The sequence below is a fragment of the Methylobacterium marchantiae genome, from assembly GCF_042679825.1.
In the GTDB taxonomy this organism is placed as follows: Bacteria; Pseudomonadota; Alphaproteobacteria; order Rhizobiales; family Beijerinckiaceae; genus Methylobacterium; species Methylobacterium marchantiae.
In genome coordinates this window covers 1-15,193 of sequence record NZ_JBHTND010000024.1, presented here as the reverse complement: position 1 = coordinate 15,193, position 15,193 = coordinate 1, and the positions used below count along the sequence as shown (strand labels likewise).

Here is a 15,193-nt window from a genome sequence, read left to right as displayed (position 1 = left end):
GATGCCGGCGCACCGAAAACCGGCACATGGGAGCTCAATATTCCCACTCGGCTCCCACACCCACGGCGGTGCGGCCGTCGCTGCCGGCCTCGCCCTGGATCTTGATGCGGCGGGTCACGTCGTAATCGACCGTGGCCGCCGTGTCCTGGGGCTTGGCGCCCGCCTTCACGCCGACGCTGAGGCGGTCGCTGAGATAGCGCGAGGCGCCCAGGGCCGGACCGCCGGAGGCGCCGGTGGAGACGTCGAGGCTGTCGAGGCCGAGACCCTTGCGGGCCTGCTCGAACACGTCCGGCCCGCCGGCCCCGCCGGAGAGCTGCGACACGGCCTGGGCGAGCTGGAGCGCCTGGAACGGCGAGAGGCCGCCGGCCGCCTTCTTGAACAGCAGCCGCGACAGCACCTCGTCCTGCGGCAGGGTCGGGTCGGAGGTGAGGACGAAGTCGGGCTGGTTGGCCGGGCCGGTCACGGCGACGCGGGCGGTGACCTCGGCGGCCTTGGTCTCGGCGAGGAAATCGAGCTCGGGGATCGCGAGCTCGCCGTTGAAGGCGAGGCGGCCGCGGGTGAAATCGAGGCGCTGGCCGATGATGCTGAGGCGGCCCCGGCGCATGGCGAAATCACCGACGGCCACCGGATCGCGCGAGGTGCCGGTGAGGCGCAGGTCGCCGCCGAGCTCCGCGTCGATGCCGCGCCCGCGCACGAAGATCCGGCTCGGCGCGGAGACCGTCACGTCCAGCGTCGCGTCGAAGGGCGGGGGCGCCTTCTTGCGCCGCCCGATCGCGGCGATCTTCGCCCTGCGGTCGGCCTTCGCGTCGAGGCGCGCCCGCACGTCGCCGGGGGTGTTGACCCGGCGGACGCCGGGCAGGGGCTGCACCGTGGCGGGCAGGCGATCCGGGACCGTCACGTCGACGGACGCGAGATCGACCCGGCCGGAGATCTTCGGCGTGCGCGCCAGCGGACCGCTCAGGGCGAGGTTGAGGCTCGCGGTGGCGGTGACGATCGGGCTGGAGACGAGTTCGGCCCGCTCTGCGGTGAGCTTGAACGTGCCGGGGAACCCGGCCGCCGGGTCCAGGGCGACGCGGCCGCTGGCCTGGAGGCCGCCGCCGTTGCGGGTCTGGGCGGTGAGCCGCTCCACCACCAGCGTGTCCCCGCGCCCGGTGACGCGGCCCTCGATCTGCTTGAGGGCGATGCCCTGCAGCGGATCGGTGAAGCTGCCGCCGGACAGGGTGGCGACGCCCTCGGCGCGGGGCGCGTCGAGGGTGCCCGAGACGCCGCCGTCGAGGGTGACACGGCCCGCGACGCGCCGGCCGCCGGCGCTGAGCAGGCTGTTGGCCATGGCCGCGTCGAGGGTGCCGCGCAGCTTCAGGGCGATCGGCCCGCCCGCCGAGACGGGCAGGAAGCCGGCGAGGGTGAGCGCGGCGCCGCGTCCGGCATTGACCGTTCCCTCGATCCCGGCGCGGCCGTCACCGAGTGTGCCGCTCGCCTTGGCGTCGATGGGGGGCAGGCCGGCCTTGCGGGTCTCCGGCGTCACCAGCTTCGCCACCGACAGGGCGTAACGCCCCTCCGGCCGCGCACTCGTGCCGCGGATGTCGGCGTCGCCGTCGAGGGTGCCGGTGAGGGCGAGACTCGGCGAGGCGATGCGGGCGAGCGCCAGCGGCACAGCCCGGATGCCGAGCTTCAGGTCGAGGCTCGACCCGGCCCGGCCGGCGAGACTGACCCGGCCGGTGCCGGCGGCGACGACGAGGCCGTCGATGACGGCCGAGCCCTTGTCGAGGGTGATCGTGGCGGGGCCGGCCAGCGCCAAGCGGTCCTTGCCGCGCGCGGCGGAGAAGCGCGCCAGTTCGATCCGCGTCCGCTCGGAGGGAACCAGCCGGGCGGCACCGTCGAGGTCGAAGCCGCGCGCCTTGGCGGTGAGGGTGATGTCGCTGGCATTGGGCGATCCCACCGCCAGGACACGCACGGTGTCGATGGATTCCCCGGCGGCGAAGACCCGGTCGGCATTGATCCTCCCGTCGATGACGGGATGGGCGAGGAGGTCGCGGCCGGTGAGGTCGGCGTCGAGCTGCGCGAGGCCGATCTCGCCCGAGCGCAGGGAGGCGCCCCTGGCCTTCACGGCGGCGTCCTGGCGTCCGCCGTCGCGGGAGAGGGCGATGGAGGCGTCGAGGCTGCCGGCCAGGGGCGTGAGGGCCAGCGGCGACAGGTCGTCGAGATTGGCCGCCGAGAGAGCGACCGTCCCCTGGGTCAGCAGGGTCGCAGCATCGACGGTCGCCTTGCCGTCGAGGGTGGCGGAGCCGAGATTCACGGCGAGCCGGTCGAGGGACCAATCCGCGCCCGTGCGGGCGAGATGCACGTCCCCGCGCAGGGTCTTGCCGCCGATCTCGCCGCCGAGGGCCAGGGTTCCGTCGAGGGCGCCCGTCAGGTCCTTGAGCGTCGCGGCCACGCGCAGGTCGCGGATCGGGCGGCCGAGCGCCCGTCCGTCCGCGGCGGTGAGGGTCGCGGTGAGGTCCGGCTTCTCCAGGGTGCCGGAGAGACGGCCGTCGAGGAGGGCGCGGCCGGAAAGGCGCGGATCGAGGGCGGAGAGGGATTTCAGGTCCACCAGGAGCTTGGCATCGGCGAGGCGCGCCGTGGCCTTGCCTTCCAGCCGCGCGACCATCTCGGCGCCGTCGAGCTTGGCCCCCTCGAAACTGTAGCCGTCGAAGACCTGCGACAGGCGACCCGAGAAGCGCGGTTCGCGCCCGAGCAGCCGGTCGAGGGCGGGCAGGCCGAGGGCGAGCCCCCGGGTCGTCGCATCGACATCGGCGGTCACGGCCTTTCGGGCCGGGTCGCCGCTGAGGGCGGCCTTCACGGCGACGCTGCCGGCCAGGGTCCGGTCGGCGACATCGGAGAAGGCGGAGAGGTCGGCGAGGCCGGCATTCAGCGTGCCGGCGAGGGTGTTCTGGCCCACCCGGCCCACATAGGACAGCTTGGCGGTGGGCGCATCGAGATCGAACGTCGCCACGTCGACCACGCCGTCGGGCTGCAGCGTGCCCCGGAAGGTGAAGGCACCGCGCGATCCGACGGCACGGCGCAGGGCCGCGTCGGCGAGCTTGAGGCCCTCGACGGTGGCATCCGCGCTCAGGGCGAAACGCGTGGCGGCGGGGTCGCCACCGGTCGGCTCCATGGCGAGGGTGGCGGCGATCCGGTCGAGGGCGTTGCCGTCGGCGCGCAGGCCCGCGGCCTTGAGGTCGCCCTTCACCTGTGGCCGGGCGATGGGCCCCTTCACGCTGCCGTCGAAGACGAGGGTGTCGAGTTCGGCATTGGCCGCCTTGGTGACGCCGCCCTCGGTGGGGACCGCACGGGCGGAGATCGTGAAGTCGGCGACCCGGTCCGGCGTCAGGCTGCCCGCGGCGTCGAGGCGGGCGGTGCGGGAGGCGAGCGCCAGGCGGTCGATGCCGAAGGCGCCGCTATCGCCGAAGCGCAGGGCCCCGTCGAGCTTGGTCGTGCCGGAGAAGATCGCGGCCGCCGGGCCGGGCAGCAGCCCCTCGATCCGCGAGGACAGGTCGAGGGTCAGCTGGCGGTCGGCACCGGCGCGGGCGATCCGGGCCGTGCCCTTCGCGCCGAGATCGGGGCCGGCATCGAAATCGAGCCGGGCGTTCCAGGCATCGAGGGTGCCGCGCCCGTCGAGATCGAGGTTGATCGGCGGCTCGCCGGGCAGGTTGGCGAATTTGGAGAGGAGGCCGCCGGCGGCCTCCACCAGCGTCGTCTTCACTTCGAGCTTCGAGCCCTTGGGCACGAACAGGAGGCGGGCGGCGAACTGGCCGACGGCATCGAGGCGGCGCACGGAAAGATCGAGGTCGAGCCCCTCGGACGGGGCGCCGAGCTTGGCCTTGCCCTCGGCGGAGAGGCGGGCCGGCTGACCGGCGACGGTCTCGCCGAGCACCAGTTCCGCGAGCTTGAAGGCGGTGATCTCCACCTTCACCGGCAGGTCGGGCAGGAGCGTGCCGTCGGGCTCGGGCGTCGCAGAGACCGGGGCGGGGAGGGGGCGGCGCAGCACTTCGAGGCGGCCGATCTCCAGGCTGTCCACCTGCAGCCGGCCGGAGAGCAAAGCGAGGCGGCTCCAGACGAGGCGGGCCCTGTCGAGCTTCAGCCAGACGCCGTCGCGATCGCTGATCGCCACGTCGCGGATCGTGGCGTTGGAGGAGAGCGCCCCGTCCACCGCGCCGATGGAGACCTGCGACCCGGGGGTGGAGAGCGCCTTCGACAGCAGCCCGCCGAGCACGGTCTTCTCGCCCTCGTCCGCGTGAGTGAGGGCAGGAACGGCGACGAAGGCGGCCAAGCCGAAGGCCACCACGATGGCGCGCGCGACCCTCCCCCCTCTGCGGGGGAGGGTCGATGCGCACCGGCCGATGACCCGTCCGAAAAATCCCATCAGAACGACTGCCCCAGGCTGATGTAGAGGGCCACGGGGCGCTCGCGATTGCCCTTGATCCGGTCGAGGGGGAAGGCGACGTCGACGCGGATCGGGCCGATGCCGGTATAGTAGCGAAGGCCGAGGCCCGCAGCGTAGCGGATGCGCTCCTCGAAATCCGGCAGGCTGCCCTCGAAGGCGGTGCCGGCATCGAAGAACGGCACCACGCCGATCGTGTCCGTGATCTTGATCCGTGCCTCCACCGAGGCTTCGAGCAGGCTGCGCCCGCCCACCGGCAGGTTGAACGGCCCGCGCGGCCCCAGCGTCCGGTAGGGGAAGCCGCGCACCGAGCCGCCGCCGCCGGCGAAGAACCGGATGTTGGCCGGGATGTCCTCGAGCGCCGCTCCCGAGATCGAGCCGAAGCCGACGCGGCCGGCGAGGATGTAGCGGGCCTCGTCGTCGAGCGCGTAATAGGTCGAGCCCTGCGCCTTGGCGACGAAGATCGAGGGATCGGAGCCGAGGAACCCGGCATAGGGGGTCACCGAGGCGGTGGCGCGGAACCCCTGGGTCGGATCGAGGAGGTTGTCGGTGGAATCGTAGGAGACCGAGAGCGGCACGCCGACGAGGCGGTAATCGACCTTGCCGAGGGCATCCTGCGAGCGGCCGGCCTGACCGTCGATGCCGATCTGCGCGAAGAACGTGTCGGAGAAGCGGTGACGGATGCCCACCGTGCCGCCGGCCGCGTCCGAGACGTAGGATTGCTGCGCCTCGCGCCCGGCGAAGACGTTGGCCACCAGATCGTTGCGGGTGCCCCACAAGGCCGGCTTGACGAAGGTGGCGGAGATCCGGCCGCCGAGGCCGTTCGAGTCGATGCCGGCGGCCTTGCGCTGCTTCGCGTAGAGGTCGTTGCCGAGATAGTAGATGTCGGCGTCGAGCCGCAGGGTCTCGCCGCCGCCGAACAGGTTGCGGTTGGCGTAATAGGCGCGGATGCCCGGACCATCGACCGTGGAATAGCGGGCCGAGACGCCGATCAGGTTGCGGTCGCGCTCGGTCACGTCGACGAAGATCGGCAGGTTGCCCTGCGGGTCGAGCGTCTCGCCCTCGCGGACCCGGACGGAGCCGAGGGCCTCGACCTTCGCCACCGACCGGCGGATATCGGCCACGGCCTTGGGCGAATAGGGATCGCCCGGCTCGCTGTAGATGAAGGAGCGGACCACGGCCGGGTCGATGCCGGTGGTGCCGCGCACGGCGACCTCGCCCATCCCGGCGATCGGGCCGGGATCGATGGTGAAGCGCACGTCCATGACGTGGGCGGTGTCGTCCACCACGGGATCGCGCGAGACCGCCTTGGCGAAGGGATGGCCCAGCGCGCGGAAGCGATCGACGATCTTCGCCTCGCGGGCGAGCACCGTGGCCGAGCGGGCGGGGACGTCGTCGCCCACCCGGGTGAAGCGCTCGGGCAGCACTTCGGCCGGGAACTCGTTCCCGCGCGGATCGGAGGCCGCCACCGAGCGGAGCGTGTAGAGGGGGCCGGCATCGACCACGATCTTGACCGGCACCAGGGTCCGGGCCCGCGCGCCCTCGGCGGCCCGCGCCGCGGCGGCGATCGAGGCCTCGCCGGAGAGCTCGACCCCGTCGATGCGGATGGCGACCTTGCCCTGGTAATAGCCGTAGCCCGAGAGCACGTCGGCCAGGCGGCGGATGTCGGCCTCGGCCCGCCGCACGATGCCCTCGCCGTCTGGCGGAGCGTCCTGGCGCAGGCGATAGAGCGTCGAGGTGTCCTGCAGGGCCTGCAGCACGTCCTCGTCCTCGATACCCTGGAACTTGACCGAATAGGGGACGGATTCGCGGTTCGGCGCCGGCGGCTCCTCCTCGGAGCCGAACAGGCCGAACAGGTCGAAGGCCGCCGCGGGCGAGCAGGCGAGGGCGCTCATCGACACGCCGCCGATGACGGCCAGAACCACGCCCGCACAGCCGTGCCTCAGGCCCCTGGCCTTCGCATCACGCTTGTCAAACTTCACGAAGCACGACCCACCGGTGATCCCGCCGGCCCGGCTCCCGTCATCCGCGGCGACGGGACCCCCCCGCTTCGCCCCGATGTTTGCCCACCGGCCTTCGACTCCGTCATCCCGCCCCCGCTTCGATGCCGGTCAACCTTCCGTGACGACCCCTCACCGGGTCGTTAAGGTCGTTCCTCGCCTCATGTCGCAGAGTGGCAAGCCTAGCCGCCGCCTCCCGCCAGGGCAACCTCGGGCGGTGCCGCAGCGGGGACCGCCCGTCATTCAGTCGGCTCGCTTCACCGATGGAAATCGCGGGCCCGGTCGGGAACCGGGAACGGCCGGGAGCCTTGTCTGAGCATCGCAGGCAACCTAACTTTCACCTATCGGACCTTGTCTTCCACGATCCCCCGCCGGTTCATTCCGGGTCGCACGCCCAGCAGTCGCTGCAGAACTGCCGCGGGCCGTCGCTTCGATCCCATCGCATCTCCGAGACCCTGCGCCCTGTCGGCCGCGAGCAAAGCTGTGCGGCCCGAGAGGCCCCTCCACACCCCATTCGAGACGAGGCCGCGACGGCTGCAATCGCGTTCCTCCCGACGGCGAGAAGGACACCACCATGAGCACGGGCACCGTGAAATGGTTCAACGAGACCAAGGGCTACGGCTTCATTCAGCCGGATGACGGCGGCAAGGACGTGTTCGTCCATATCTCGGCCGTGGAGCGCGCCGGCATGCGCAACCTCATCGAGGGGCAGAAAGTCTCCTACGAGATCGAGAACGACCGCCGCACGGGCAAGCAATCGGCCGGCAACCTCCAGGCCGCCTGAGGCCGGGGCCCGGCGAGGGCCCCACGGGTGAGGCCTTCGTTCAACACGTGTGAAAGAAGCCGCCCTACCAGGGGCGGCTTCTGTTGATTCCGGCCGGATCGTGAGGCATTGGCTTTCCGATTCGACCCAACCCCGAACTTCGATGATTCCCGGCAAGGCTTCGCGCCGCGTGCTTCCAGTCGCGGATCGGGCCGAGACGCACACATGAGAAAGGTCAGATGAGCGCCTTCGACTACAGGAATTTCGACGACCGCCGTAAGAACTCCGCCAGCGCCAAGCAGATGCTGCTGGAAAAATTCAAGGCCCGTCCCCCGGCGGATGACCCGGACATGATCGCAAAGGCCCAGGCCCGCGCCGAGGTCGCCCGTGCCCGCGAAGAGAGAGCACGCGAGCGCGAGGCCGCCCGCATCGCCGCCGAGAAGAAGGCCGCCGAAGAGAAGCGGGCCCGCGAAGAGGCGGAACTCGCCGCCCAGATCGCCCGCGAAGAGGAAGAGGCGCGCATCGCCGCCGAACGCAAGGCCATCGACCTCGCCGAGAAGAAGGCCCAGCGCGACGCGCGCTACGCCGCCCGCAAGGCCAAGGCGCGTCGGTGATCACTCGCCGATAGAGGCCCGACACACTGTATGCGGCGGCCCTCACCCGTGAGGACCGCCTCGTCGGACGAAAAGCGCCAAGAGCTCGGATCGCGGCGCCGGATCTCTCGTCCGGTCCTGCGATCCGAGCCCTTGGCGTGACTGGGACGCGTCCCGGATGCGTGATCCGGGGAGGCGGCCTCAGGCCTCGGCTTCCGCCTCGCCCTCGTCCTTCTCGGACGTGGCCTCGACCTCACCCTTCGGCTCGGTATCCGCTTCCGGGCGGGGACCGGCCTTGAACGAGCGACGCGGAGCGTTGCCGCGCTTCATCTGCGCGGGCTTCTCGATGGCGCCGAGCCGCTCGGAGAGCTGCTTGGCCCTCTCGTTGAAATCGTTGGTGGTGCGCGATTGGGACGCACCACTCTTGAACGCATTCGCCACTTGGGCCTCATGGGTTTGCCCAGGGCACGGGTTCGTGCGGGGTTGGGACTCTTCTAGCACGCTTTGCCGCCGGGCGGGCAGATAAAGGCCCACCACCGCATCCGGCCGCCGCCGGCAGGCCCCTCCCGCCTATCCCGGAGACCCCTGACGCTCTCAGAACCGTGCCGTCAGGAACAGCCGGACATTGCGGCCGGGCAGCAGGATTTCGTCCTTCTTGAACGAGGCCGAGTTGCGGATCCGGTCGTCGAGGAGGTTGCGGCCCTGGAGGCCGAAGGTGATCTCGCTGGCGCCGTAGAGGGTCCGGTCGAGGGCCCTGGTATGGCTGATCTCGGCGCGCAGGTCGTTGTAGCCCGGCGTCGTCGTCTCCAGGGGCGCGGTCTCGAGATGGGCGAAGGCGTGGAGCAGGTTCACGCGGGCATACCATCCGTCGGCCCGGATGAAGGCGCCGCCGCCGAGGCGGTGCGGCGGGATGCGGGGCACGTAGGAGCCGTCGTCGAACTGCGCGCGGACGAAATCGTACTGCGCCTCGATTCCGGCGAATCCGTTCCCCACCGGCAGGAGATCGAGCTGCGCGCCGATCTCGGCGCCGTAGAATGCGGCGTTGCGCTGCGAGTAGACGATCTGCTGCAACTCGTCGTCGCTGCCGCAGGAGGCGAAGTCGTCGCCGCAGCCGATGCCGGTCTCGCGCTTGTAGATGAAGCCGGTATAGCGCGTGTAATAGCCGGTGGCGTCAAGGCGGAACGGGCCCTCCGCGCGGCGGATGCTGACCTCGACGGTGCGCGCGCTCTCTTTCTTGAGGTTGGAATCGCCGATCTCGAACGTCTCCGTGGCGTCGTGCGGTCCGCGCGAATACAGCTCGAAGGCGGTGGGCGCGCGCTCGACATAGGAGCCGTTGAGGCTCGCGACGAAGCCGTTGGGCAGGTCCTGCAGGGCGCCGAAGCTCAGGCTCTTCGGGGCGAAGGAGCGTCTGCGGCCGTAGGAGAGAGGGTCCTGCCCGTCCACCGGCAGGTAGTCGCCGGGGAAGATCGAGGCGGTGCCGGTGGAGCGGTCGCCCTCGATCCGCCCAGCCCCCTGGAAGCGCAGACCGTTGCCGACGGCGATCTCCTCGAACAGGTAGACGGCGTTGCTGCGCGAATCCGTCGGCGCGAGAAGACCGCCGGCCTCCCCGGACGTGCCGATGGTGCGCCGGCCTGTCTGCAGGCCGAGCGCCCCGGTCAGCGTGCCGAAGCCGAGGGCCACCGGCACGTGCTGCAGCTCGACCCGGCCCTCGGCCTCGCGGTTCTTGAACGTCGCCTGGATTCCGTCGATCCCGTCCTCGCCGATCCCGGTCTCGTTGTGCCGGTAGACCGAGCCGCCGGCCCAGAAACGGATCACCTCGAACGGCCCCTCCAGGGGGCGGTACTCGCCGCGTGCGAGAAGCCGGTCCTGGTTCGGGTCGAGGCGGGTGCGGCTCTCCGCCGAGCCGCCGCCGGGGATCTGATAGAGCGCGTCGTAATGGCTGTAGGACAGGCCGACGAAGCCGCGGTCGCCGATGAACGACATACCCACCGCGCCGCCCTGCGATTCGTTGGCGGAATTGCGCTGGATGCCGGCCGGGGTGTTGTAGCTGTCGGCGGCGGTGCGGAAACCGTCGGCATGGATCGCGACGTTCTGGCCTCCGGCATCGACGCTGACCGCACCGAGCCGACCGTTGTCGACGGAGGAATAGCCGGTGGTGGCCTGGCCCGAGATGCCGCCGGCGGGGATGAAGGTCGGGACGCGGTTGTTCTCGGCGCTGACCACGCCGCCGATCGCCTGCGAGCCGTAGCGCAGGGAGGCGGGGCCACGGATCACCTCGATCCGGTTCGTCACCAGCGGGTTGATCGGAACACCGTGATCCTCGCCGAGCTCCGACACGTCCTGGATGCCGACGCCGTTCTCCTGGATGCGCACCCGGTTGTTGTCGAGGCCGCGGATGATCGGCCGGCTTGCGGCTCCCGGCGCATAGGTCGAGGCCGAGATGCCGGGCCTGTCCATCAGGGCGTCGCCGAGGGTGCGGGGCTGGTCGCGGGCGATCTGCTCGGCCGTCACCACCGTGACCGGCGAGAAGGTGCTGGTCACCACCGGCAGCACGCCGGTGGGAAAGCCCGACGCGGTGGTGGCGCGCGGCGCGGCGATGATCGGGCTCGCGGAGGTCACCGTCAGTTCGGAGAGCGTCGCCTCGGCCTGCTGCGCGATCACGGGGCCGATCATCGACGCGGAGGCGAGACCCGCGCCGGACAGCATCGTCCCGGCCAGCCAGATTCCCGATCGTCTCATCCGCATCACGCCCCGAAATAAGTATGTTATAATGTTTCATTGCCGAGCCGCTCCGCTCCTGCAAGGGGGTCGGCGGGCGGCGGCGCGGGTTGGGAGCCGGCTGTTGCCGCGCTGCATCATTGGGGCGACGGTCGTCGCCGGCTGGGAATGCCGCACCTGCGACGAAGGCGGAGCTTGCATGAGGCACCGCGCCGGCAAACATCTCCCCTCGTGATCTCCCTCTCTCTTCTCGGCTCGACCCTCCGCGTCCTCGGCCTCGTCCTGCTCGGCCTGTTCCTGCTGCCGCTCGGCACCCACGCCCTGTGGTGGATGGTGCGCGGCGGCGGGGCGGCGGACTGGTCCGTGGCAGACTGGTCGAGCGCCGGGCTGCTGAACCCGCCCAAGGCATCGGACCCGGCGCTCGTCCGGGTCTATGCGGCGCGGGTCGGGCGCTGGCGCGGGATCTTCGCCCATCACAGCTGGATCGTGGTCAAGCCGGCGGGTGCCGCCCGCTACACCCGCTACGACGTGGTCGGCTGGGGGATGCCCGTGCGCACCGATGGCTGGGCCGCGGACGGGCGCTGGTTCGGCAACGATCCGCAGACCGTTCTCGCCCTCGACGGGGACGAGGCGGCCCGCGCCATCCCGGCGATCCGCGCGGCGGTGGCCGATTATCCCTACCGGGCGCTCGGGACCTACCAGGCCTGGCCCGGACCGAACTCGAACAGCTTCTCCGCCCATGTCCTCGCCCGCCTGCCGGAGCCGCAGGCGACCCTGCCGCCCACGGCGCTCGGCAAGGACTGGGCCCCGCCCGGCCGCATCGTCGAGCGCACGCCGAGCGGCACCGGCATCCGGGTGACCCTCGGCGGCTATGCCGGGATCACCCTCGGCTGGGTCGAGGGGATCGAGGTCAATCTGCTGGGCCTCGTCGCGGGGCTCGACCTGCGCCGTCCGGCGCTCAAGCTTCCCGGCTGGGGACGGATCGGAACGACATGACGGCGCCTCTCCTCGTCCGCCCGGCGGAACCCGGCGATGCCGACGCGGTCTGGTCGATCCTCGAACCGGTGATCCGGGCCGGCGAGACCTATGTGCTGCCGCGCGACGGCACCCGCGATTCCATGCTGGCCTATTGGTTCGCGCCCGGAAACCAGGTCTTCGTCGCGGTCGACGAGGGCAGGGTGCTCGGAACCTCTATGCTGAAGGCGAACCAGCAGGGCGGCGGGGCGCATGTGGCCAATGCCGGCTTCATGACCCATCCCGCCGCGGCCGGGCGCGGCGTCGCCCGGGCCATGGGGCGGCATGCCCTCGAGACCGCCGCCCGCCAGGGTTTTCGGGCGATGCAGTTCAACTTCGTCGTCGCCAGCAACACCCGCGCGGTCGCCCTGTGGAAGAGCCTCGGCTTCCGCGAACTCGCCCGCCTGCCCGAGGCGTTCCGGCATCCGACGCTCGGGCTGGTCGATGCCCTGGTGATGCACCGCACCCTCGACGTTGTGGCGCCGCGATGATGCGGTGACGCGACCGATGCGCACTCGCGGCCGCTGAAGCGGAACCTCGGCCCGGCGCGGGCCTTGTCGGAGGGACTTCCCTCAGCGAGCCTCATGTCCGACCTCTCTTCTCCGCCGACCGCCTCGCCACCCCTCCGCGTCACCGTCGATCTCAATCGCTGCCAGGCCTATGCGCAGTGCTGCTACGCGGCACCGGAGCACTTCGCGCTGCACGGCCGCGAGGCCCTGTTCTACGATCCAGCACCCTCGGCCTCCGCGCGGCTCGCCATCGAGCGAGCGCGGGTCTCGTGCCCGGTCCAGGCGATCCGGGTCGAGGAACCGCGATGAGCGACGGGCATGCGGTGGTGGTCGGCGCCTCCCTCGCGGGTCTGCGCGGCGCCGAGGCCCTGCGCCGCGCGGGCTTTGCCGGCACGCTGACCCTCGTCGGCGACGAGCCGCACCGCCCCTACGACCGGCCGCCGCTCTCGAAAGCCGCGCTCACCGGTGCGGTCGCGCCCGAGGCGACGCTGCTGCCGAACCTCCACGCACTGGAGGCCGAGTGGCGGCTCGGCATCGCCGCCATCGGCCTCGACAGGCAGGCCCGCAGGATCCGCCTCGCCGACGGCGCGACGCTTCCCTACGACCGCCTGCTCATCGCCACCGGTTCGCGTGCGCGCTCCTGGCCGAACCCCGCCGAGGCCGGGCTCGTCGGAATCCACACCCTGCGCGGACGCGACGATGCCGCGTCGCTGCGGCGGGCGCTGGCCGCCGGCCCGAAGCGCGTCCTCGTCATCGGCGCCGGCTTCATCGGCTGCGAGGTCGCGGCCTCCTGCCGGGCGCTCGATCTGCCCGTCACCCTGATCGATCCGGGACCGGCGCCGCTGGCGCGCATCCTCGGGCAGCCGGTGGGCGAGATCGTCGCCGCCCTGCACCGGGCGCTCGGTGTCGACCTGCGCAGCCGGACCAAGGTCGAGCGGCTCGAGGGCGATGCCTCGGGACGGGTGGTCCGGGCGGTGCTCGGCGACGGGTCGAGCGTGGAGACCGATCTCGTGGTGGTGGCGCTCGGCGCCGTGCGCAACACCGAATGGCTGCACGGCTCCGGGCTCGATGCCGGTCCCGGCGGCATCGCCTGCGACGAGGCCGGCCACGTCCTCGATACGGAGGGACGGCCCGACAGGTCCATCGCGGCGGCCGGCGACGTGGCGCGCTTTCCCCATCCGCTCTATGACGGCCGCCCCGTCGCCCTGGAGCATTGGGGCCATGCGGTGGCGCAGGGCGAGCATGCCGGCCGCCTCCTCGCCGGAGCGGCCTCAGGCGCGGCCTATGCCGAGATGCCGGCCTTCTGGTCGTCGCAAGGGAGCATCACCATCAAGTCCGTGGGGCTGACGCAGGGTGCCGATTCCATGGTCTTCGCGCAGGGGAGCCCGAAGGAGGGGCGCTTCGTCGTCGTCTACGGCCGCGAGGGCCGCTGCATCGCGGCGGTGTCGTTCGATTCCGCCCGCTGGCTCCCGGCCTATGCCGAGCGGATCGCCGCCCGCGCGCCGTTTCCGCCGATCCGCGGCGGAACCGACGAACACAGTCTCGCGGTGCTGGCGCCGGACTTTCCCGAGGAACGGACCGCCCCATGAAGACCGGACGCCTGTTCGAGGCGGTCAAGGACGAGGCCAACCGGGCCGACCCCTATCCGCTCTACGCCCGCCTGCGCGAGACCCCGGTCTCCCGCCAGGACGACGGCACCTACGTGGCCTCGACCCATGCGGCGATCGCCAGCCTCCTGCACGATCCGCGGATCAGCTCCGAGACCCTGCCGCCGAGCGAGCGCCCGCGCACGGGCAACCCGCTCTCGGACTGGATCGTCAACCCGGTGAAGAACCACGTCACCAACACCCATCGCCCCTTCATCTTCCGCGACCCGCCGGACCACGACACCCTGCGCGGCGCCGTGATGGGGCAGTTCACCCCCCAGCGGGTCCACGCCATGCGCGAGCGTTCGCATGTCCTGGTCTCCGAGCTGCTGGACAAGCAGGCCGGCGCGACGCGCATCGACCTCGTCGAAGACCTCGCCTACCCGCTGCCGGTGACGGTGATCTGCGAGATGCTCGGCATCCCGCGCGAGGACGAGCCGCAATTCCACGGCTGGGCGACGCAGCTCGCCTCGGCGCTGGAGCCCGACAATCTCGGGAACGCGGAGGCGCGCGCGGCCAACATCACGACGTTCGACGAGATCTCGACCTATATGGCCGGCCTCATCAAGGAGAAGCGCCGGCATCCGCAGGACGACATGCTGTCGGGCCTCGGCGGCAAGGCCGGGCCGGGGATGGGCGAGTACGACCTCATCGCCACCGCGATCCTGCTGCTGGTGGCCGGGCACGAGACAACCGTGAACCTCATCGCCAACAGCATGCTGGCCCTGGTGCGCCACCCCGACATCCTCGCGCGCCTCGCCTGCGAGCCGGACCTCGCCCCGCGCCTGATCGAGGAGATGCTGCGCTACGACCCGCCGGTGCATTTCCGGACGCGGCGCGCCCTGAACGCCATCGACATCGCCGGCACCACGATCCCGGAAGGCGCCGACATCGTGCTCCTGCTGGCCTCGGGCAATCGCGATCCGGCGGTGTTCGAGGACCCGGACAGGTTCGACCCGGACCGGCCCGACATCCGTCATTTCGGCTTCGGCGGCGGCCTCCATTACTGCGCCGGGGCGCCGCTGGCGCGGTTCGAGGCGGAGGCGGCCCTGGTGGCCCTGGCGCAGCGCCTCACCCATCCGCGCCTCGTCGACGATCCGCCGCCCTATCGCCCGGGGGCGGCCCTGCGCGGTCCCAAGCACCTGCGGCTCGCCATCGACGGAATCGCGCCCGGACGCTGACGCCACGGGGCAGGGGGCACGGCGCTACCGCGATTGCGGCCCTGCAGCCACACAAGGTCCGAAAAGCCGAGGCGAGGCACCTTTCCCCTCTCATGCCTCCCGGATTGCCTTGCCGTCAGCGCAATTGCCGGTGACGCAGCGGCCTATTGCCGATGTCCCTGCCGGGAAGAGAAATCGATGCCGCGTCAGTTCCTGTCGACCGTTGCCCTCGTCGCCCTTGCCGCAAGCCTCGGTGCCTGCAGCTCGTCGCGCCTCGACGGACCGAGCCGCGGCAGCCGCGCCGGCCTCGGTGCGCAGGCCGCCCTCGAGCCGGTCGCCCCGGCCATGCCGTCCGGCCCGGTGACCTCCG

11 protein-coding genes are annotated in these 15,193 nt (G+C 71.6%); 7 read left to right on the top strand and 4 right to left on the bottom strand.

Annotated elements, in window-relative coordinates; translation table 11 throughout:
* Positions 1-34: 34 nt before the first annotated feature.
* Together ACFQ4G_RS16310 and ACFQ4G_RS16305 are read right to left on the bottom strand one after the other, a co-directional pair.
* Positions 35-4,402 carry a translocation/assembly module TamB domain-containing protein gene (locus ACFQ4G_RS16310; RefSeq protein ID WP_379040612.1) on the bottom strand — a complete coding sequence of 1,456 codons (4,368 nt, stop codon included), beginning with the start codon at positions 4,400-4,402 and terminating at the stop codon, positions 35-37.
* Complete coding sequence (locus ACFQ4G_RS16305) at positions 4,402-6,315, bottom strand: autotransporter assembly complex protein TamA (RefSeq protein ID WP_238208706.1); 1,914 nt, start codon at positions 6,313-6,315, stop codon at positions 4,402-4,404. Before ACFQ4G_RS16305 ends, ACFQ4G_RS16310 begins: the two co-directional genes overlap by 1 nt.
* A 679-nt stretch (positions 6,316-6,994) precedes the next feature.
* Here ACFQ4G_RS16305 and ACFQ4G_RS16300 point away from each other — a divergent pair.
* Positions 6,995-7,204, top strand: coding sequence for a cold-shock protein (locus ACFQ4G_RS16300; protein WP_055952791.1), 210 nt, complete (start codon positions 6,995-6,997; stop codon positions 7,202-7,204).
* Between the two features lie 218 nt (positions 7,205-7,422).
* Complete coding sequence (locus tag ACFQ4G_RS16295; protein ID WP_238208683.1) at positions 7,423-7,797, top strand: DUF6481 family protein; 375 nt, start codon at positions 7,423-7,425, stop codon at positions 7,795-7,797.
* A 180-nt stretch (positions 7,798-7,977) separates the two neighbouring features.
* Here ACFQ4G_RS16295 and ACFQ4G_RS16290 read toward each other — a convergent pair whose 3' ends face one another.
* Together ACFQ4G_RS16290 and ACFQ4G_RS16285 are read right to left on the bottom strand one after the other, a co-directional pair.
* Positions 7,978-8,217 (bottom strand): hypothetical protein, encoded by a 240-nt coding sequence (locus ACFQ4G_RS16290; RefSeq protein WP_238208684.1) that lies wholly within the window; start codon positions 8,215-8,217, stop codon positions 7,978-7,980.
* Positions 8,218-8,370: 153 nt separating this feature from the next.
* Positions 8,371-10,482: a TonB-dependent receptor gene (locus ACFQ4G_RS16285; protein ID WP_238208707.1), complete on the bottom strand. Its 2,112-nt coding sequence runs from the start codon at positions 10,480-10,482 to the stop codon at positions 8,371-8,373.
* A gap of 243 nt (positions 10,483-10,725) precedes the next feature.
* Between ACFQ4G_RS16285 and ACFQ4G_RS16280 the strand changes: the two genes are divergently transcribed.
* From ACFQ4G_RS16280 to ACFQ4G_RS16260, 5 genes are all read left to right on the top strand, one after another.
* The gene (locus tag ACFQ4G_RS16280) at positions 10,726-11,490 is read left to right on the top strand and encodes a DUF3750 domain-containing protein (protein ID WP_238208708.1); all 765 of its coding nucleotides are present in this window, start codon (positions 10,726-10,728) and stop codon (positions 11,488-11,490) included.
* On the top strand, positions 11,487-11,999 hold the full coding sequence (locus tag ACFQ4G_RS16275; protein WP_238208685.1) for a GNAT family N-acetyltransferase: 513 nt from the start codon (positions 11,487-11,489) through the stop codon (positions 11,997-11,999). Before ACFQ4G_RS16280 ends, ACFQ4G_RS16275 begins: the two co-directional genes overlap by 4 nt.
* 93 nt (positions 12,000-12,092) lie before the next feature.
* Positions 12,093-12,326, top strand: a complete 234-nt coding sequence (locus ACFQ4G_RS16270; protein WP_238208686.1) for a ferredoxin — start codon at positions 12,093-12,095, stop codon at positions 12,324-12,326.
* Positions 12,323-13,606 (top strand): NAD(P)/FAD-dependent oxidoreductase, encoded by a 1,284-nt coding sequence (locus tag ACFQ4G_RS16265; protein ID WP_379040608.1) that lies wholly within the window; start codon positions 12,323-12,325, stop codon positions 13,604-13,606. The genes ACFQ4G_RS16270 and ACFQ4G_RS16265 overlap by 4 nt, the downstream gene beginning before the upstream one ends.
* Positions 13,603-14,844, top strand: a complete 1,242-nt coding sequence (locus ACFQ4G_RS16260) for a cytochrome P450 (protein WP_238208688.1) — start codon at positions 13,603-13,605, stop codon at positions 14,842-14,844. Before ACFQ4G_RS16265 ends, ACFQ4G_RS16260 begins: the two co-directional genes overlap by 4 nt.
* Positions 14,845-15,193: the final 349 nt, after the last annotated feature.

What these genes read in the sequence shown, in the direction of transcription:
- ACFQ4G_RS16310 (WP_379040612.1), bottom strand. Translation starts at nt 4,402, where the DNA reads ATGGGATTTTTCGGACGGGTCATCGGCCGGTGCGCATCGACCCTCCCC.
- ACFQ4G_RS16305 (WP_238208706.1), bottom strand. Translation starts at nt 6,315, where the DNA reads ATGAGCGCCCTCGCCTGCTCGCCCGCGGCGGCCTTCGACCTGTTCGGC.
- ACFQ4G_RS16300 (WP_055952791.1), top strand. Translation starts at nt 6,995, where the DNA reads ATGAGCACGGGCACCGTGAAATGGTTCAACGAGACCAAGGGCTACGGC.
- ACFQ4G_RS16295 (WP_238208683.1), top strand. Translation starts at nt 7,423, where the DNA reads ATGAGCGCCTTCGACTACAGGAATTTCGACGACCGCCGTAAGAACTCC.
- ACFQ4G_RS16285 (WP_238208707.1), bottom strand. Translation starts at nt 10,482, where the DNA reads ATGCTGTCCGGCGCGGGTCTCGCCTCCGCGTCGATGATCGGCCCCGTG.
- ACFQ4G_RS16275 (WP_238208685.1), top strand. Translation starts at nt 11,487, where the DNA reads ATGACGGCGCCTCTCCTCGTCCGCCCGGCGGAACCCGGCGATGCCGAC.
- ACFQ4G_RS16270 (WP_238208686.1), top strand. Translation starts at nt 12,093, where the DNA reads ATGTCCGACCTCTCTTCTCCGCCGACCGCCTCGCCACCCCTCCGCGTC.
- ACFQ4G_RS16265 (WP_379040608.1), top strand. Translation starts at nt 12,323, where the DNA reads ATGAGCGACGGGCATGCGGTGGTGGTCGGCGCCTCCCTCGCGGGTCTG.
- ACFQ4G_RS16260 (WP_238208688.1), top strand. Translation starts at nt 13,603, where the DNA reads ATGAAGACCGGACGCCTGTTCGAGGCGGTCAAGGACGAGGCCAACCGG.